Source organism: Lysobacter claricitrinus, assembly GCF_045866565.1.
GTDB classification, from domain to species: Bacteria; Pseudomonadota; Gammaproteobacteria; order Xanthomonadales; family Xanthomonadaceae; genus Cognatilysobacter; species Cognatilysobacter claricitrinus.
In genome coordinates, this window is record NZ_BAAFZV010000001.1 from 100,959 (window position 1) to 117,549 (window position 16,591).

At 67.8% G+C, this 16,591-nt stretch carries 19 protein-coding genes; 6 read left to right on the forward strand and 13 right to left on the reverse strand.

Annotation, left to right across the window (positions count from 1 at the left end):
* Positions 1-8 precede the first annotated feature (8 nt).
* From ACKTTN_RS00405 to ACKTTN_RS00420, 4 genes are all read right to left on the reverse strand, one after another.
* Positions 9-716: a LemA family protein gene (locus ACKTTN_RS00405; protein WP_407907902.1), complete on the reverse strand. Its 708-nt coding sequence runs from the start codon at positions 714-716 to the stop codon at positions 9-11.
* An 83-nt stretch (positions 717-799) separates the two neighbouring features.
* The gene (locus ACKTTN_RS00410; RefSeq protein ID WP_407907903.1) at positions 800-1,531 is read right to left on the reverse strand and encodes a TerC family protein; all 732 of its coding nucleotides are present in this window, start codon (positions 1,529-1,531) and stop codon (positions 800-802) included.
* Between the two features lie 33 nt (positions 1,532-1,564).
* Positions 1,565-1,957, reverse strand: coding sequence for a diacylglycerol kinase (locus tag ACKTTN_RS00415; RefSeq protein WP_407907904.1), 393 nt, complete (start codon positions 1,955-1,957; stop codon positions 1,565-1,567).
* A 129-nt stretch (positions 1,958-2,086) separates the two neighbouring features.
* Entirely contained in the window at positions 2,087-3,106 is a 1,020-nt protein-coding gene (locus ACKTTN_RS00420) for an isoaspartyl peptidase/L-asparaginase family protein (protein WP_407907905.1), read from the reverse strand.
* 397 nt (positions 3,107-3,503) lie between these two features.
* Here ACKTTN_RS00420 and ACKTTN_RS00425 point away from each other — a divergent pair, with 397 nt between their 5' ends.
* On the forward strand, positions 3,504-4,655 hold the full coding sequence (locus ACKTTN_RS00425; protein WP_407907906.1) for a S8 family peptidase: 1,152 nt from the start codon (positions 3,504-3,506) through the stop codon (positions 4,653-4,655).
* A 51-nt stretch (positions 4,656-4,706) separates the two neighbouring features.
* Here ACKTTN_RS00425 and ACKTTN_RS00430 read toward each other — a convergent pair whose 3' ends face one another.
* From ACKTTN_RS00430 to ACKTTN_RS00450, 5 genes are all read right to left on the reverse strand, one after another.
* The gene (locus tag ACKTTN_RS00430) at positions 4,707-5,939 is read right to left on the reverse strand and encodes an ABC transporter permease (RefSeq protein WP_407907907.1); all 1,233 of its coding nucleotides are present in this window, start codon (positions 5,937-5,939) and stop codon (positions 4,707-4,709) included.
* Positions 5,936-6,685, reverse strand: a complete 750-nt coding sequence (locus ACKTTN_RS00435) for an ABC transporter ATP-binding protein (RefSeq protein ID WP_407907908.1) — start codon at positions 6,683-6,685, stop codon at positions 5,936-5,938. The genes ACKTTN_RS00430 and ACKTTN_RS00435 overlap by 4 nt, the downstream gene beginning before the upstream one ends.
* Positions 6,682-8,250 (reverse strand): efflux RND transporter periplasmic adaptor subunit, encoded by a 1,569-nt coding sequence (locus ACKTTN_RS00440; RefSeq protein WP_407907909.1) that lies wholly within the window; start codon positions 8,248-8,250, stop codon positions 6,682-6,684. The genes ACKTTN_RS00435 and ACKTTN_RS00440 overlap by 4 nt, the downstream gene beginning before the upstream one ends.
* A gap of 79 nt (positions 8,251-8,329) precedes the next feature.
* On the reverse strand, positions 8,330-9,604 hold the full coding sequence (locus tag ACKTTN_RS00445; RefSeq protein ID WP_407907910.1) for a sensor histidine kinase: 1,275 nt from the start codon (positions 9,602-9,604) through the stop codon (positions 8,330-8,332).
* Between the two features lie 12 nt (positions 9,605-9,616).
* A complete protein-coding gene (locus tag ACKTTN_RS00450; RefSeq protein ID WP_027081995.1) occupies positions 9,617-10,327 on the reverse strand; it encodes a response regulator transcription factor in 711 nt (236 codons plus the stop codon).
* 95 nt (positions 10,328-10,422) lie between these two features.
* On the opposite strand from ACKTTN_RS00450, the gene ACKTTN_RS00455 reads away from it, so the two are divergent.
* From ACKTTN_RS00455 to ACKTTN_RS00465, 3 genes are all read left to right on the forward strand, one after another.
* Positions 10,423-10,761, forward strand: coding sequence for a DMT family protein (locus ACKTTN_RS00455; RefSeq protein ID WP_407907911.1), 339 nt, complete (start codon positions 10,423-10,425; stop codon positions 10,759-10,761).
* A 40-nt stretch (positions 10,762-10,801) separates the two neighbouring features.
* On the forward strand, positions 10,802-11,104 hold the full coding sequence (locus ACKTTN_RS00460; protein WP_407907912.1) for an Mpo1-like protein: 303 nt from the start codon (positions 10,802-10,804) through the stop codon (positions 11,102-11,104).
* A gap of 71 nt (positions 11,105-11,175) precedes the next feature.
* Complete coding sequence (locus ACKTTN_RS00465; protein WP_407907913.1) at positions 11,176-11,379, forward strand: hypothetical protein; 204 nt, start codon at positions 11,176-11,178, stop codon at positions 11,377-11,379.
* On the opposite strand, the gene mazG is transcribed toward ACKTTN_RS00465, so the two are convergent.
* The 3 genes from mazG to nudE are packed head-to-tail and all read right to left on the reverse strand — an operon-like array spanning position 11,380 to position 13,581.
* Complete coding sequence (gene mazG / locus ACKTTN_RS00470) at positions 11,380-12,210, reverse strand: nucleoside triphosphate pyrophosphohydrolase (protein WP_407907914.1); 831 nt, start codon at positions 12,208-12,210, stop codon at positions 11,380-11,382.
* A complete protein-coding gene (gene cysQ, locus ACKTTN_RS00475) occupies positions 12,207-13,040 on the reverse strand; it encodes a 3'(2'),5'-bisphosphate nucleotidase CysQ (protein WP_407907915.1) in 834 nt (277 codons plus the stop codon). Before cysQ ends, mazG begins: the two co-directional genes overlap by 4 nt.
* Entirely contained in the window at positions 13,033-13,581 is a 549-nt protein-coding gene (nudE, locus tag ACKTTN_RS00480; protein ID WP_407907916.1) for an ADP compounds hydrolase NudE, read from the reverse strand. The genes cysQ and nudE overlap by 8 nt, the downstream gene beginning before the upstream one ends.
* Before the next feature lie 44 nt (positions 13,582-13,625).
* Here nudE and bioA point away from each other — a divergent pair, with 44 nt between their 5' ends.
* Positions 13,626-15,053 carry an adenosylmethionine--8-amino-7-oxononanoate transaminase gene (gene bioA, locus ACKTTN_RS00485; RefSeq protein WP_407907917.1) on the forward strand — a complete coding sequence of 476 codons (1,428 nt, stop codon included), beginning with the start codon at positions 13,626-13,628 and terminating at the stop codon, positions 15,051-15,053.
* Positions 15,044-15,781 carry a 16S rRNA (uracil(1498)-N(3))-methyltransferase gene (locus tag ACKTTN_RS00490; protein ID WP_407907918.1) on the forward strand — a complete coding sequence of 246 codons (738 nt, stop codon included), beginning with the start codon at positions 15,044-15,046 and terminating at the stop codon, positions 15,779-15,781. Before bioA ends, ACKTTN_RS00490 begins: the two co-directional genes overlap by 10 nt.
* Before the next feature lie 67 nt (positions 15,782-15,848).
* Here ACKTTN_RS00490 and ACKTTN_RS00495 read toward each other — a convergent pair whose 3' ends face one another.
* Positions 15,849-16,583, reverse strand: coding sequence for a chemotaxis protein CheW (locus ACKTTN_RS00495; RefSeq protein WP_407907919.1), 735 nt, complete (start codon positions 16,581-16,583; stop codon positions 15,849-15,851).
* Positions 16,584-16,591 lie beyond the last annotated feature (8 nt).

A 16,591-nucleotide genomic window follows, 5' to 3' on the forward strand; every position in this document is an offset into this window, starting at 1 on the left:
GCGTTCGATCAGCCCTGCGTCTGCGGCGTCGTTGCCGGCGCGGTCGACGGCGGCGGCGTGGTCGCAGGCGGCAGCGCCTGCGGCGCCGGTGCGGCGGGTGCCGGCGTAGCGGGCGCGGTGTTCACCGGCGGCGGCGCACTGAAATCGACGGTCGGCGCGGTGGAGATCTGGGCCTCGTTCTCGACCGTGAAGTTCGGCTTCGGCTTGTAGCCGAACATCTTCGCGGTGATGTTGGTCGGGAACTGGCGGATGTAGGTGTTGTAGTCCTGCACCGTCTGGATGTAGCGCTGGCGCTCGACGGTGATCCGGTTTTCGGTGCCTTCCAGCTGCGCCTGCAGTTGCAGGAAGTTCTGGTCGGCCTTGAGCTGCGGGTAGTTCTCGGTGACCACCAGCAGCCGCCCGATCGCGCTCTGCAGCTGCGCCTGCGCGGCCTGGAACTGCGCGAGCGAGTTGGGGTCATTCGCGTTGACGTTGATGCTGCCCACGCGCGAACGCGCCTCGGTCACTTCCGTCAGGACGCGCTCTTCATGGCTCGCGTAGCCCTTCACCGTGGCGACCAGGTTCGGCACCAGGTCGGCGCGGCGCTTGTAGACGTTCAGCACCTGCGACCAGGCGGCGTTCACCGCCTCGTCCTTCTGCTGGATGGTGTTGTAGCCGCACCCGCTCAGCAGCGTGGCGAGCGTGAGCATCAGCAGGACAGTAAGCAGCTTGCGCATTTCGGGCCTCGGTCGTCGGTCGGCGTCGCCGGCGGGACACCCTACCGGCAGCGGCAATAAATACGACGTGACGGCCGCCAGCGCTAGGGCTGGAGCTGCCCGCGCATCGCGCGCCGACGCATGGCGAGGTTGAGGCTCTCGACCAGCGCCGAGAACGCCATCGACCCGTAGATGTAGCCCTTCGGGATGTGCAGCCCGAAGCCTTCGACGATCAGGTACGCGCCGACCAGCACGATGAAGGCGAGCGCGAGCATCTTGATCGACGGGTTGGCGTCGATGAAACGCCCGAACGGGCGCGACGCCAGCAGCATCACCGCCACGGCGAGCAGGATCGCCGCCACCATCACGATGCGCTGGCTGGCCATGCCGACCGCCGCGATCACCGAGTCCAGCGAGAACACGATGTCGATGACGGCGATCTGCGCGATCACCAGACCGAACGAGGCGGCGGGCTTGCTGTGGACGTCGGCTTCCTCGCCTTCGCCGACGATCAGGTCGCGGATCTCTCCGGTGCCCTTCACCAGCAGGAAGATGCCGCCGACGATCAGCACGAGGTCGCGGATGGAAATGCCGCGGCCGAACAGCTCGAACAGCGGGTCGGTGAGGCCCGCCAGCCACGCCAGCGTCAGCAGCAACGCGATGCGGGTGAGGCAGGCCACCGCGATGCCGAAGCGCCGCGCGCGGTCACGCGCGACGGGCGGCAGTCGGCTTACCGCGATGGAAATAAAGACGAGATTGTCGATGCCCAGCACGATCTCGATGGCGCTGAGCGTGACCAGCGTGATCCAGGTCTGGGGGTCGAGCAGCATCTCCATCGCGGTCGGGTCCGTCGTCGTGGGCCGCGCAGTTTACGCGGCGTGTGCGGACAGGCGCGGCAGCAGGATCGCGCCCCAGGTCACCAGCACGTTGAGCATCATCACGAACACCGCGGCCGAGCCCATGTCCTTGGCGCGGCCGGCGAGCTCGTGGTGCTCCGCGCCGTAGCGCTCGATCACCGCCTCGATCGCGGAATTCAGCAGCTCCACGCCCATCACCGCCAGCATGGAGCCGATCAGCAGCGCGCGCTCGACGCCGGTCTGCCCCAGCCAGCAGGCCGCCGGTGCGAGCACGGCGAACAGCCAGACTTCGAGGCGGAAGGAGGATTCGTGGATCCACGCCGCGCGCAGGCCCTGCATGGACCAGCGGGTGGCCTGGAGGATGCGCAGCGGGTGCCGCGGAAGGTGTCCGACGGTGTCGGCCATGGCGATGCTCTCTGTCGACGGCCGGCCCGGGGCACCGCCCGCCCAAGCGGCTTGCGACGGCGCGAATCCCCGGTCCGCGCCCGGGCCGATTGTGGCACGCGGCCGCGGGCGTGGCCCGGGCGTTGGCGGTCAGTCTTCGTGAATTGCGACGCCGCGACTGCCATCCGGGCGGATCCAGCCGCGGAACATGCTGCCGCTGTTGAACGGCATGGCGATGTTGCCGTCGCGGTCGAGCGCGATCGCGCCGCCGTCGCCACCCATGGCCGGAATGATCTTGTTGATGACGTCGTCCGCGGCCTGCTGCAGCGGCACGTTGGTGTACTCGACGCGCGCGCAGATGTCGCGCGCGGCGTTGGCGCGGATGTAGAACTCGCCCCAGCCGGTGCCGGACACGCCGCAGCGCTCGTCGGCCCAGGTACCGGCACCGATGATCGGCGAGTCGCCGACGCGACCCCAGCGCTTGTTGGTCATGCCGCCGGTGCTCGTGCCCGCGGCGATGTGACCCGCCTTGTCGAGCGCGACCGCGCCGACCGTGCCGAGATAGCGACGCACGTTGCCGTCGTCGCCTTCGATCACGGCGGCCTTCTGCGCGGCTTCCTTCTTCCGCGCTTCCTCGAGCTGCTGCTTGCGCATCGGCGTGTCGAACCACGTGTTCGGCACGCGTTCGATGTCCTTCTGCGTGTCGGCGAACGCCTCGGCGCCCGCGCCCGCGAGCATCACGTGCGGGCTGCGTTCCATCACGGCGCGCGCGAGCTTGATCGGATTGCGCACGGTGGTGACGCCTGCGACCGCACCGGCGCGTCGCGTATGCCCTTCCATGATCGATGCGTCGAGTTCATGGCCGCCCTTCGCGTTGAACACGGCGCCCTTGCCGGCGTTGAACCGCGGCGACTCCTCCAGCACCAGGATCGAGGCTTCCACCGCGTCCACGGCTGCACCGCCTTTCTGCAACACCGCATTGCCGGCATCGAGCGCGCGATTGAGTGTGTCGCGGATCTCCTTCTGGTCGGCCTCGCTCAGCGTTTCCTTCGGCACGAAGCCCGCGCCGCCATGGATGACGAGCGCGGTGCGTGCGGGTGTCGGCGACGACGTCTGGGCGTTGGCCGTCATGGCGAGGGCGAGCAGCAACAGCGGTGCATAGCGACGCATTGTCGGACTCCGGTCGGATCAGTCGAGCATAACGGCCGCTCGCGGCCGGTTGCGAGCCTGCATTCCGACATTGCAATGCAACATCAATCTTGACCGAAACATCACGACGCTGAATTCCCCAGCGCGGCAGTGGGGTTTGCCCCTTCCGGGCGAAATGCCTTGTTTCCAAGCGTTTGTGCGCGATACGCCCGCATGTCCGAAAACGCGAGAACGCAGTTCGCCGGAATGCCCGGACACCATCACTTGACATCGTTCAACGCGCGTTCTGATTGTCACGTCCGCGCCGGACTCCTGCCCCTCGGCGCGCCGGTCGACGTCAAACGACGCGGCCATCTCCCCCACCTCTGATGGAGCAGCAATGAACAGCACCAAATGCGTCCTCGCGTTGGCCATTTCCGTGGCCCTGATTTCGACCGCCGCGCACGCCGGCACCCTCGTCCGTGCGCAGAAGAATCGCATCGACAACCAGTACATCGTGGTCTTCAACCCGTCGCGCCTGGCGGTGCCCGCCGGCCTCGCGCGTGACAAGGGCCTTGCGACCGCGTCGGAAAATTCGGCCGTCGATCTCGCCGCGCGCTTCGGCGGCGACGTGAGCATGGTCTATCGCAATGCCGTGCAGGGCTTCGTCGTGCGCGCCCCGGAAGCGGTGATCACGCGCATGCTGAAGGATCCGCGCGTCGCCTTCATCGAAGAAGATGCGACCGTCACCGCGACCGCCACGCAGAGCGGCGCGACCTGGGGCATCGATCGCATCGACCAGCGCTCGCTCCCGCTGAGCGGCACGTACACCTACGACTACACGGGCTCGGGCGTGCATGCGTACGTGATCGACACCGGCATCCTGTCGACGCATTCGCAATTCGGCGGCCGCGTCGGCTCGGGCTATACGGCCATCAGCGACGGCCGCGGCACGACCGACTGCAACGGTCACGGCACGCACGTGTCCGGCACGATCGGCGGCTCGACCTACGGCGTCGCCAAGTCGGTGTCGCTGGTGCCGGTGCGCGTGCTCGACTGCAGCGGCTCGGGCAGCAACTCGGGCGTGATCGCGGGCATCGACTGGGTGCGTACCCATGCGATCAAGCCGGCGGTGGCGAACATGAGCCTCGGCGGCGGTGCGTCGTCGGCGGTCGATACCGCCGTCAACAACCTGTCGAACGCGGGTGTCGCAGTTGTCGTCGCCGCAGGCAACGACAACTCGAATGCGTGCAACTACTCGCCGGCGCGTGCGGCTGGTGCGATCACGGTGGGCGCGACCACGTCCTCCGATGCGCGGGCGTCGTACTCGAACTACGGCGGTTGCCTCGACCTGTTCGGCCCGGGCAGCTCGATCAAGTCGGCGTGGTACACGAGCACCACCGCAACCAACACCATCAGCGGCACGTCGATGGCCTCTCCGCACGTCGCAGGCGCCGCAGCGCTCTACCTGCAGCGCGTGCCGTCGGCCACGCCGTCGCAGGTGCGCAGCTGGCTCACCACCAACGGCACCACGGGCAAGGTCACCAGCCCGGGCAGCGGTTCGCCGAACATCCTGCTGTACTCGCGCTGAGAGATATCGATGCGCATGGAAGGCGGCCTTCGGGCCGCCTTCTTCGTTGCATCACTGCGAGCGCAGCGCTTCGATGGGATCCAGTCGCGACGCCTTGCGCGCCGGATAGAAGCCGAAGAAGAGGCCGGTCGCGACCGAGAAACCCGCAGCGAGCAGGATGATGCCGCCGTCGAGTTTCACCGGCAGCGAGCCGAATCGACCGACGGCCATCGCACCCAGCACGCCGATGCCGATGCCGAGCGCACCGCCGATGAGCGAGATCAACATCGCTTCGGCGAGGAACTGGCGCTGGATATCGCGCGGGCCCGCGCCCACCGCCATGCGCAATCCGATTTCACGGATACGCTCGGTCACCGACACCAGCATGATGTTCATGATGCCGATGCCGCCGACGATCAGCGAAATGCTCGCGACCGCGCCGAGAAGCAGCGACATCAGCTTCGTCGTCTGCGTACGCGTGGCGACGACTTCCGCGATGTTGCGCACGTTGAAGTCGTCTTCGTCGCCCGGCTGGATCTTGTGGCGCTGGCGGAGCAACGCCTCGATCTCGCCCTGCGCGTAGTCGAGATCCTTGGCGTCGCCGACACCCACGGCAATCTGCATCACCGCGCCCGCCGGCAGGCCCATCGCGCCCATCAGGCGGCGACGCGCGGTTTCCAGCGGCACGACGACGAGATCGTCCTGGTCCTGCCCGAAACCGCCCTGGCCCTTGGACTTGAGCACACCAGCAACGGTGAATGGCACGCGGCCGAGGCGGATCGTCTGGCCGAGCGCGTCGTCGTCGCCGAACAGTTCGCGACGCACGGTCTCGCCGATGATGACAGACTTGCCACCCGCGTAATCGGACTGCGAGAAGCCGTCGCCGCTGGCGAACTGCCATTCGTTGATCGAGAACCAGTCCGGCTCGACACCCTGCCACGACGTCGACGCATTGTTCTCCGCGAACACGGCCTGCGTATTGCCGCGCAACGTACCGGCGACGTACTGGATTTCCGGGATTTCGTGGCGGATCGCTTCGGCGTCCTTGTCGGACAGGGTGAAGAACGAACTCGACGACATGCGGATGCCGCCAGTGCCGCGGCCCTGTCCCGGCATCACGTCCAGGCGGTTCGAGCCGAGGCCGGAAACCAGCTTGTCGATCTCCGCCTGCGTGCCCTGCCCGACCGACACCATCACGATCACCGCAGCGATGCCGATGATCACGCCGAGTGATGTCAACGCGCTGCGCAACCAGTTGCCGCGCAGCGAGAACGTCGCGGTGCGAAGGGTTTCGGCCAGTTTCATGTCGCGCCCTCCGTCCAGGGCCCGGCGTTTTCGGGCGGCGCGATGTCGGGCACGCGCGTCTCGTCGGTCTGCGGGTGCAGCTCGCCGTCGCGCATCACGAATACGCGATCGGCATGCGCCGCGACTTCCGGGTCGTGCGTGATCAGCACGACGGTGTGGCCATTGTCGCGAAGTTGCTTGAACAGCGCGAGGATCTCTTCGCCGGTCTTGGTGTCGAGCGCGCCGGTGGGTTCGTCCGCGAGCAGCACGGGCGGACGATTGATCAATGCGCGCGCGATCGCGACGCGCTGCTGCTGGCCGCCGGACAGTTCGCTCGGGCGATGATGCGTGCGCGCGCCGAGCCCGACCGCCTCCAGCGCCGCCTGCGCGCGCTGCACGCGATCGGCGCGCGCCATGTCGGCGTAACCCAGCGGCATCGCGACGTTCTCGAGCGCGTCGAGTCGCGTGAGCAGGTTGAAGCCCTGGAACACGAAACCGATCGTGCGCAGGCGAAGTTGCGCGCGCTGTTCGGCGTCGAGCGTGGCGACGTCCACACCATCGCAGAAGTAGACGCCTTCGCTCGGCGTGTCGAGGCACCCGAGCAGGTTCATCAGCGTGGATTTGCCCGACCCCGACGGGCCCATGATCGCGACGAACTCGCCGCGACCGATGTGCAGGTCGACGCCGCGCAGGGCGACGACTTCGGCCTCGCTTCCCGGGGAGTAGACCTTGCCGAGTCCGCGCGTCTCGATGACGGCGTCGGTCATTGCGCCTTGCGCTCCACGCCCGTGATCACCGCATCGCCTTCCTTGATTCCGCCGCCCGAGACTTCGGTATACGAGCCATCGCTCGCGCCGAGTCGCGCCATCGTCATCTTCGGTGCGCCGTCGACGAGCAGGTACAGCGGCGCGCGACGTGCAGCGAGCAACTGGTCGACGCCGCGGTCCCACGCCTGCTGCTGGTTCGCATCGAGCGTGGCGCGGAACGACGCGAACTGCTGCGTCATGCGCTCGGCCATGCGCTGTCGCATCGCGGCGTCGCCGCCACCCGATGCGCCGCCGGTGCTTCCACCCGGCGCGCGTGCACCGCCGCCCGGGCCGCCACCGAACAACCGGCTGCCGCTTGCACCCGACTGGCTCTGTGCCTGCGCCATGCGCGCCTGCTGGCGCTGGCGCATCTGCTCGACGGCCGCGTCGAACGCCGCCTTCTGGTCGGCGTTGAGATCGAGCGACGTCGCAAGCTTCTGCATGTCGTCGGTCATGCCCATGCGGCCGCCACCCGATCCGCGCGTGGCGCCCGCCTGCGCACCGGCCTGCATCGCTGCGGCCTCCTCGTCGGTCGGCTTGTAGCGCAGCGCCGCGTTCGGCACGCGCAACACGTTGTCGCGGCTGCTGACTTCGATCTCGGCGTTTGCCGTCATGCCCGGCAGCAGCTTGCCGTCGCGGTTGTCCACTTCGATCACGACCGGATACGTCACCACGTTGTTCGTAGTCGTCGCCGACAGCCGCACCTGCGACACCTGGCCGACGAAGCGCCGGTCCGGATACGCGTCGACGGTGAACGTCGCGCGCATGCCTGCCGCGACCTGGCCGATGTCGGCTTCGTCGACGGCGAGTTCGATCTTCATCTTCGACAGGTCTTCAGCCAGCTTGAACAGCTCCGGCGCCTGCAGGCTCGCGGCCACGGTCTGTCCGGGCTCGATGCTCCGCGTGAGCACCACGCCATCGACCGGTGAATGGATCTCGGTGCGACCGAGGTTGAGGTGTGCGGTGCGTGCGCTGGCCTGCTGCTGCGCGATCTGCGCGCGGTTCGCATTGAGTGCGGCGCGCGCGCGTTGCAGCGTGGCGAGAGCGAGGTCGACGTCGGATTGCGCGACCAGTTTCTGCTTGCCGAGTTCGGCCTTGCGCGTGTAGTCGACCTGCGCATTGCGCAACTCGGCCTCGGCCTCTGCAGCGGTCGCCTGCGCGGCGTTGATCTGCGCGCTGCCCTGCGCGATCTGCGCTTCGTAGGTACTGGGATCGATGCGCGCGAGCACCTGGCCCTTGTGCACGCGGTCGTTGTAGTCGACGAGCACGTCGGTGACCTTGCCGGACACTTCGCTGCCGACGACGACGGTCGAGATCGCGCTGAGCTGGCCGGTCGAGGAGATCACCACGCGGATATCGCCGCGATCGACCTTGGCCGTGCGGAACCCGCCATTGCCGTCGCCCGCGGAGGCCTTGTGGTGCTTCCACCCCCAGCCACCAGCCGCGGCCAGCACCAGCAGGGCGATCAGGGCGATCAGGCCGCGACGGCGCGCGGGACGGGGTGCGACAGAACCGGGTCGACTCATGCGTGGGTTTTCGTAGGCGGATGCAAAAGGGCGTCAACGACTGGCAACGCGCGAACGCGTCGTCCGTTGACAGACAGGATCAACGACGGAGCCGGATGGTCGCGACTGTCCCTTCGCCCGGTGCACTCTCCAGTTCCACCGTCCAGCCGAACCTTTCGCCGAGACGGCGCACGATCGACAGGCCAATGCCCATGCCGTCGGCGCCGTCCCGGTCGTGCCGGTAGAAGGCGTCGAAGGCCTTCGCCAGCGTTTCGCGGTTCATGCCGACCCCGGTGTCGCGCACTTCGATGCTGTCCGGCCCGAGCACCACATCGATGCGGCCCGCCTCGGTGAAGCGGACCGCATTGCTCAGCAGATTGCCGACCATCAGCGACAGCACGCGACGCGGCGCGTCGATGAACCCGCCGCCCTCATCACGGACCACGATCTCGACCGGTTTGTTCCCGAGTTCCGCGCGCGCGAGTTCGACTTGGTCATCCACGACTTCATGGACGTCGAAGCGCTCGCTCTCGGCTTCGATCTCGGCGTCGCGGGCGAGGATGAAGAAGGCGTCGATCACCGACTGCATGTCGTGCCCGGCGCGCTGGATGCGGCCGACCGCGCGGCGCGAGCGTTCCGGCAGCTCGCCATCGGCGGCCATGATGTCGGACGCCACGCGAATCACGGTGAGCGGCGTGCGCAGCTCGTGGCTGGCGTCGCGGGTGAACTGGCGTTCGCGGTCCACGAATTCGCCGACGCGGCCCGCCATCCCGCGCAACGCATGTGCGAGGCGGCGCACTTCCATGCCCGAATCGATCGGCAGGTTCGCGGGCGACAACAGTCCCGCATTCGGCGCGATCGGATCCCAGCGCGACACCACGCTCGCCAGCCAACTCACCGGCGCGACCATGCGTTTGGACGTGCGATACGTCAGCCACGCCGAGATGTATGTGACCAGCAGCGCGAGCAGCAGGCTCAGGCCGCCGGTCCAGAAGATCGCGAGGTCGCTGTATTCGGGATCGAATTCGACGTACAGCGTGCCGCTGGCGCGTTTTTCGACAAGGACCGCCGGCGAACCCCATATCGGGACGTGATAGCCCGTGCGTGCGCTGCGAAGCGCCGGCGGGATCGCATCCATCGATGCGCCCGCGGGCACGAAATACGTCGCCATCCGCGAGTTGTGCGGCATGGACGTGCGCGGTGACGCGTCGACCGCTGCCCACGCATTGCCCGCTTCGTCGCGCAGCCGGTCCTTCAGCAGCACGTGGCGAACGCCCAGCTCCGCGCACGCGATGCCGAGCGCCATCACCAGGCTCGCGAGGAGAGCCTGGACGATGAACGCGATCTTGATCTTGCGGGGAAGACCGTGCGCCATGCGGTCGCCGGATTACTCCGGCGGCTGCGAAATGTCGGCGATGCGGTAGCCGGCCGACTGCACGGTGTGCAGCAGCTGCTTGTCGAACGGCTTGTCGATGGTCTTGCGCAGGTTGTAGAGATGGCTGCGCAGGGTGTCGGAGTCCGGCAGGCCGTTGCCCCAGATCTCGCGCTCGATTTCCTGGCGGCTCACCACGCGGGGCGATTCGCGCATCAGGATCGTCAACAGGCGCAGGCCGATCGGCGAGAGCTGCAGTTCGACGCCGCCGCGGGTCACGCGCAGGCTGGCCGGGTCGAGCACGAGGTCGGCCACCTTCAGCACCTCGCCACCCACCTGGCGGCGCTCGCGACGGATCAGGGCGCGCAGGCGGGCCTCGAGCTCCTGGATCGCGAAGGGCTTGGTCAGGTAGTCGTCGGCGCCGGCGGACAGGCCGGTGAGCTTCTCGTCCAGCGTGTCGCGGCTGGTCAGCATCAGCACCGGGGTCGACTTGCGCGCTTCCTCACGCAGCCGCTTGCACACTTCGACGCCGTCCAGGCGCGGCAGCATCAGATCGAGCACGAGAACGTCATAGCTGTTCTCAGCGGCCAGCCGGTAGCCGTCGAGGCCATCGGCCGCATAGTCCACCTCGAAGCCGCGGCTTTCGAGGTATTCGCCCATCATCTCGGAGATATTGCGGTTGTCCTCGATGATGAGGACAAGGCCGCCGTCGCGATTGGTCTGCATGGTGAGGAGCCCTCCTTCAGTTTTGTGAAAGGTGCCCGGGGCCGAGTCTATACGCCGTGAAGAACTCCGATTTCACTCAAACCACCCTGACCTCGATGAACGCACGAATTCTCAGCCCCCTCCTGCTGCTTGGCTCCAACATCTTCATGACCTTCGCCTGGTACGGGCACCTCAAGTTCAAGAGCGCGCCGCTTAAGTGGGTGATCCTCGCCAGCTGGGGCATCGCGCTGTTCGAGTACTGCCTGCAGGTGCCGGCCAACCGCATCGGCAGCAATGTGTTCAGCGCCCCGCAGTTGAAGGGCATGCAGGAGATCATCACGCTGCTGGTCTTCGCGGTCTTCTCGATCTATTACCTCGGCCAGCCGCTGCGCTGGAACCATTGGGCCGGCTTCGTGCTGATCGTCATCGCCGGCTGGCTGATCTTTCTCGACTGAAGCGGCAGGCGCATCATCGACGCACGCCCGGAGTGCCGCCATGCAGCGCTTTTCCAGCTTCCGCGAGTTCTATCCGTTCTACCTGAGCGAACACGCCAACCCGGTCAGCCGCCGACTGCATTTCGTCGGCAGCGTCGGCGTTCTGGTTTTCGTGATTGCCGCATTGCTCACGGGTGACGCACGCTGGTTCATCGGCGCGCCGCTATGCGGCTATGGCTTCGCGTGGGTCGGGCATTTCGTGTTCGAGAAGAACCGCCCCGCCACCTTCCGCCATCCGCTGTATTCGCTGATGGGCGACTGGGTGATGTTCAAGGACATCCTGACCGGACGCGTGAAGCTCTGAGCGGCCGCCGAACGGCAGCGTCGCCTGCGTTCGCGGGACTAGGCTGTGGGCATCCCCCACGGAGTCCACCCATGAAGCGCGCCGCACTGGTCGTTTTGCTTCCACTCCTCGCCGCCTGCGCGACCGACGGCGACTGGGAGTCGCACCACAACTCGTCGGACGCGGCACTGCAGGCGCAGTGCAAGGCGGAGGCCTCCGGCATCGCCGATGCCGATGCGCGCGCGACGGCGTTCGAGGCGTGCATGTCGCGCGCCGGAGTCACGCGCAACCACTGATCAACCGCCGCGTTCCTCGCGTTTCGCGCGGTTCCAGTAAGCGTCCTGCGCGTCGAGATCGAGCGACGCGAGGTCGACGCCATCCGCGGCGGCCATGCGCTCCATCGCACGGAAGCGTCGTTCGAACTTCGCGTTCGCGCGACGCAGCGCGATGCCCGGGTCGACCTTCGCATGCCGCGCAAGATTGGCGGCGACGAACAGCAGGTCGCCGATCTCGTCTTCCAGCCGATCACGGGCCGCGTCGTCACCGTTCGCCAGCGCCGCGAATTCCACGCGCACTTCGTCGATCTCTTCGTGCAATTTGTCGATGACGGGCGCCGGGCCTGGCCAGTCGAAACCGATCGTCGCCGCGCGTTTCTGCAGCTTCACCGCACGCTGCCATTCTGGCAGTCCCCGCGCGATGCCGGCGAGCACGGATGAATCCTGCTCCCCTTTCGACGCACGCTCCTCGCGCTTGATCGCTTCCCAGCTCTCGAGCTGCGCCTCGGCGTCCGCGAACGACACATCGCCGACGAACACGTGCGGATGCCGGCGCACCATCTTGTCGTTGATCGACTCGACGACGTCGGCGAACGCGAACGTACCCTGCTCTTCCGCCATGCGCGCGTGGAAGACGACCTGCAGCAACAGGTCGCCGAGTTCACCCTGCAGGTCGTGAAGATCGCCGCGCTCGATGGCATCGGCGACTTCGTAGGCTTCCTCGATGGTGTACGGCGCGATGGTCGCGAAGGTCTGCTGCACATCCCAGGGGCAGCCACCGTCGGGGCTACGAAGCTTCGCCATGATCGCCAGCAGCGTCGAAACGTCGCGCGGATCGCCCGGCATCGTCATGGCGACAGCGCCTGCTGCGCGGCAGCCGCCCAGTCACGCCACGGTAGTTGCGGGTCGCCGATCGCGATGAAGTCGCCATTGAGCAGCGTGTCGCGGACGTTGTAGCGCAGCGGCCGGCCACGCGGATCCACGACCTCTCCCCCCGCACCTTCAAGGATCGCCTGCCCCGCCGCCGTGTCCCACTCGCAGGTGGGGCCGAAGCGCGGATAGAGATCGAGCCCGCCTTCTGCAATGCGGCAGAACTTCAGCGACGAGCCGAGGTTGAGCTGCTCGACATCGCCGCGCGTACGCATTGCGTCGATGAACGCTTCGCTCCGGCCGTCCTTGTGCGAGCGGCTCGCGGCGACGTGCATCGGCGAGTTCGCAGGTGCGCGGATGCGTACCGGATCATCGTCGCCCTCCAGATGCTCGCGACGGAACGCGCCGTGCTGCGCGCCGCCGTGCCAGATCGCGCCGGTCACCGGGGCCTGGATGACGCCCCATGTCGCGACGCCGTCTTCCACCAGCGCGATGTTGACGCTGAACTCGCCATTGCGCTTGACGAACTCGCGCGTGCCGTCGAGTGGGTCGACGATCCACAGCCGACGCCATTCGCGCCGAACCTCCGCCGCGACCTTGTGCTCCGCCTCTTCGGACAGCACCGGGATGTCGGGCGTCAGTCGCGCAAGGCCGTCGACGATGCACCGATGCGACGCGAGGTCGGCTTCGGTCAGCGGCGAATGATCGGTTTTGCTTTCGACATCGAAGTCCGCCTCGTACACCGCGAGGATCGCGCGCGCGGCGTCGACGGCGAGCGCGATTACCGATTCGCGCAGTGATGGATCAATCACGGGAACTCCTCAGCCACTCGCGGGCGATGAACAACGCCGCGATGGAGCGGCCTTCGGAAAAATCGTCGCGCAGGATCAGTTCGCCGAGTGCATCCAGCTTCCATGGCACGAGGTCGAGCGGCTCGGGTTCGTCGCCCGGCAGGCGCTCCTCGTAGAGGTCGCGCGCGATGACCAGCTGCGTCGCGTGGCTCATGTAGGTGGGCGCCAGCGACAACTCGCGCAGTCGCAGCAGCGAACGCGCACCGTAGCCGGCCTCCTCCTTCAATTCGCGGTCGGCCGCCTGTTCGGGCGTTTCGCCGGCGTCGATGCGGCCTTTCACCAGCCCCAGTTCGTAGCGATGGAAACCGGCCGCGTATTCGCGCACAAGCAGCACCGTATCGTCGTCGAGCATCGGCACCACGATCACGGCACCGTGGCCGCGTCCGTGCAGGCGCTCGAACTGGCGGCGCTCGCCGTTGCTGAACTCAAGGTCGAGCCGCTCCATGCGGTAGGGGCCGGCGTCGTGCTCGGTGACGCCGTGGATGGTCGGCAGCGTCTTCATGCGGCCCTCGGCGACAGGCCCGTGCGACGCGGGATAATGGCGGAATGAACAGGCTCGATCACGACGCGATCCTAGCAGGGGCAGGCGAAAGCCCGTCCGATTCCTGGCGCCGCCGCGACCTCGACGTCGTCTGGCATCCGTGCACGCAGATGCGCGAGCACCCGCACCTGCTGCCGCTGCTGCCGATCGCGCGCGGCGAGCGCGAATGGCTGGTGGGCATGGACGGGCGCCGCTATCTCGACGCGGTGTCGAGCTGGTGGACGTGCATCCACGGCCACGCGGAGCCGCGCATCGCCGAGGCGATCAGCACGCAGGCGCGCACGCTCGAGCATGTGATCCTCGCCGGTTGCACGCATGCGCCCGCAGTGGAGCTGGCCGAACGCCTCGTCGCCATCGCGCCGAAGCAGGCCGGGCGTGCGCCACTCGCCAAGGTGTTCTTCGCCGACAACGGTTCCGCGGGCGTGGAAGTGGCGCTGAAGATGGCGTTCCACTGGTTCCGCAACGCGGGCGACATGCGACGGACGAAATTCGTCGCGCTGGAGAACAGCTATCACGGCGAGACGCTCGGTGCGCTCGCGGTCGGCGACATTCCGCTCTATCGACGCGTGTACGCGCCGCTGCTTGCCGAAGCGCTGTTCGCGCCGTCGCCGGATGCGTTCCTCGCCGTCGATGGCGAGACTGCGGAGCAACGCGCGCATCGCGCCGCCGATGCACTGGATGCGCTGCTCGCGCAGCATGGCGAGAGCGTGTGCGCGCTCATCCTTGAACCGCTCGTGCAATGCGCGGGCGGCATGCGGATGCACCACCCCGCCTACCTGCAGCGCGTGCGCGCGATATGCGACGCCTACGGCGTGTTCCTGATCGCCGACGAGATCGCTGTCGGCTTCGGTCGCACCGGCACGATGTTCGCGTGCGAGCAGGCGGGCATCGCGCCGGACCTGCTTTGCCTGTCCAAAGGTCTGACCGGCGGATCGCTGCCGCTGGCGGCCGTGCTGGCCACGCAGCGCATCTACGACGGCTTCCTCGACGACTCGCGCGACCGGGCGTTCCTGCATTCGCACAGCTACACCGGAAATCCGCTCGGATGCGCCGCGGCGCTGGCGTCACTCGCCATCTTCGACAGCGACGACGTCATCGCGCGCAACGTGGGGACATCCCGAAAGATGGCCGACCGCGCCGCGCCGTTCCGCACGCATCCGAACGTGGTGGACGTGCGACAGACCGGCATGATCGTCGCGATTGAACTCGCTCCCGACCGCGATGCCGCGGATGGCACGGCGGTCGAAATCGCCGGTCGCCGTGGCCTGCGCGCCTACCGTGAGGCGATCGCGCGCGGCGTGCTGCTGCGACCGCTCGGCGACGTCCTCTACTGGTTACCGCCCTACTGCGTGGCGGATGACGCACTCGACCTGCTGGCCGACACCACGCGCCGTGCGATCGACGCCGCGTTCGGAGGCCCGACATGCGCGTGACCCGAGTGCATGTCGCGCAGCCGCTCGCCACCGGTGCCGAGATCGTGCTGCCCGAGGGGCCCGCGGCGCACCTGACGCGCGTGCTGCGGCTCGGTGTCGGCGACGCCTGCGTCGTCTTCAACGGCGACGGAAACGACTACGCCGCAACGTTGACCGTCGTGGGCAAGCGCGAAGCGCGGCTACGTATCGAGGACGCCGCGCGCGTCGATCGCGAGTCGCCGTTGCGCATCACGCTGCTGCAGGGCGTGGCGAAGGGCGAAAAGATGGACCTGATCCTGCAGAAGGCGACCGAGCTCGGTGTCGCGTCGATCGTGCCCGTGTGGTCGCAGCGCAGCGACGTGAAGCTCGACGGCGATCGCGCGGCGAAGCGACTCGACCACTGGCGCAACGTCGTTGCGTCGGCATGCGAGCAGTGCTGGCGCGCGACCGTGCCGGACGTCGCCGCGCCGGTGACACTGGCGGCCGCGCTTGCCTCGCTGGAGCCGCATGCGATGCGGTTGCTGCTCGATCCCGAAGGCATGCATTCACTGCGCACCATGTCGCTCGACGACACGGCGTCGATCTGCATCGCGGTGGGCCCGGAGGGCGGATGGTCGCCGCTCGATCGCGAGCAGCTGCAGTCGGCCGGGTTCGATGGCCTCCGCCTGGGACCGCGCATCCTGCGTACGGAAACCGCGGGGCTCGCCGCCATCGCGGCCCTGCAGGCGCGTTTCGGCGACCTCGTCTAGCGCGGGCACCGCAAACAGAAAGGCCGCCCTCGGGGCGGCCTTTCGCGTCACCGACACGGCGTGCGGATCATGCCGCCTCGCGAACCTCGCGCAGGCGCTGCTCGATCTGCAGGAGGTCCGGCAGCAGCGCCGGCTCGTCGTTGAGGCGCACCAGCGCCTGCACGCCCGACGGCAGCTCGCCCTCGTTCGATTCGATGGTGAGCGCGGTGCGCGACACCGTGACCAGGCGCGGGAAGCCCTGCGTCACGATCGCGAAGAACGGAATGCGGCGATCGCCGCCCAGCGCCTTCAGCACGATGACCTTGGTGCCGAGGCCGGGCTTGTCTTCGCCGATGCCGGCAAGGCGCGAGAACGCGATCAGCGGAATCTGCCAACCGCGCCAACGGAAGCGCCCCAGCAGCCAGTCCGCGCCGGTCGCCTCGCCTTCCGGCTCCGCGTACGACAGCACCTCCGCGATCGTCGCGTTCGGCAGCAGCAAACGGCCGCCGGCCACCTGGATCAGCACGCCGCGGATGTCACTCGATTCCTGCATCCAGCTGGGCTGCGACGCAGGCATCGCCGTCGGCGTGTACGGCGCGGGCTCCGCGTCGTCATCGTCGGGTTCGATGCGGCCCATCGCCACCGCCTGCGACAGCACGACGTCGAGCGTGGGGTCGGCGTCCGCCATTGGCGAATCGACCTCGTCGGCGTCGTCTACCTCATCGGCGTGCGCTTCGGTCGCGGATCGTTGCCCCGTCGGGGCTACGGCGACCGGCCCGCGTGGCGGGTAGGGATTGCGGTTGCGGTTCTTTTTCTTGGACACGACGGGAC

Excerpts from the sequence above, each read along its gene's own strand:
- ACKTTN_RS00440 (WP_407907909.1), bottom strand. The coding sequence starts at position 8,250 with ATGAGTCGACCCGGTTCTGTCGCACCCCGTCCCGCGCGCCGTCGCGGC.
- ACKTTN_RS00405 (WP_407907902.1), bottom strand. The coding sequence starts at position 716 with ATGCGCAAGCTGCTTACTGTCCTGCTGATGCTCACGCTCGCCACGCTG.
- ACKTTN_RS00450 (WP_027081995.1), bottom strand. The coding sequence starts at position 10,327 with ATGCAGACCAATCGCGACGGCGGCCTTGTCCTCATCATCGAGGACAAC.
- ACKTTN_RS00460 (WP_407907912.1), top strand. The coding sequence starts at position 10,802 with ATGCAGCGCTTTTCCAGCTTCCGCGAGTTCTATCCGTTCTACCTGAGC.
- bioA (WP_407907917.1), top strand. The coding sequence starts at position 13,626 with ATGAACAGGCTCGATCACGACGCGATCCTAGCAGGGGCAGGCGAAAGC.
- nudE (WP_407907916.1), bottom strand. The coding sequence starts at position 13,581 with ATGAAGACGCTGCCGACCATCCACGGCGTCACCGAGCACGACGCCGGC.
- ACKTTN_RS00455 (WP_407907911.1), top strand. The coding sequence starts at position 10,423 with ATGAACGCACGAATTCTCAGCCCCCTCCTGCTGCTTGGCTCCAACATC.
- ACKTTN_RS00415 (WP_407907904.1), bottom strand. The coding sequence starts at position 1,957 with ATGGCCGACACCGTCGGACACCTTCCGCGGCACCCGCTGCGCATCCTC.
- ACKTTN_RS00465 (WP_407907913.1), top strand. The coding sequence starts at position 11,176 with ATGAAGCGCGCCGCACTGGTCGTTTTGCTTCCACTCCTCGCCGCCTGC.
- ACKTTN_RS00435 (WP_407907908.1), bottom strand. The coding sequence starts at position 6,685 with ATGACCGACGCCGTCATCGAGACGCGCGGACTCGGCAAGGTCTACTCC.
- mazG (WP_407907914.1), bottom strand. The coding sequence starts at position 12,210 with ATGACGATGCCGGGCGATCCGCGCGACGTTTCGACGCTGCTGGCGATC.
- ACKTTN_RS00445 (WP_407907910.1), bottom strand. The coding sequence starts at position 9,604 with ATGGCGCACGGTCTTCCCCGCAAGATCAAGATCGCGTTCATCGTCCAG.
- ACKTTN_RS00490 (WP_407907918.1), top strand. The coding sequence starts at position 15,044 with ATGCGCGTGACCCGAGTGCATGTCGCGCAGCCGCTCGCCACCGGTGCC.
- ACKTTN_RS00430 (WP_407907907.1), bottom strand. The coding sequence starts at position 5,939 with ATGAAACTGGCCGAAACCCTTCGCACCGCGACGTTCTCGCTGCGCGGC.
- ACKTTN_RS00410 (WP_407907903.1), bottom strand. The coding sequence starts at position 1,531 with ATGGAGATGCTGCTCGACCCCCAGACCTGGATCACGCTGGTCACGCTC.
- ACKTTN_RS00420 (WP_407907905.1), bottom strand. The coding sequence starts at position 3,106 with ATGCGTCGCTATGCACCGCTGTTGCTGCTCGCCCTCGCCATGACGGCC.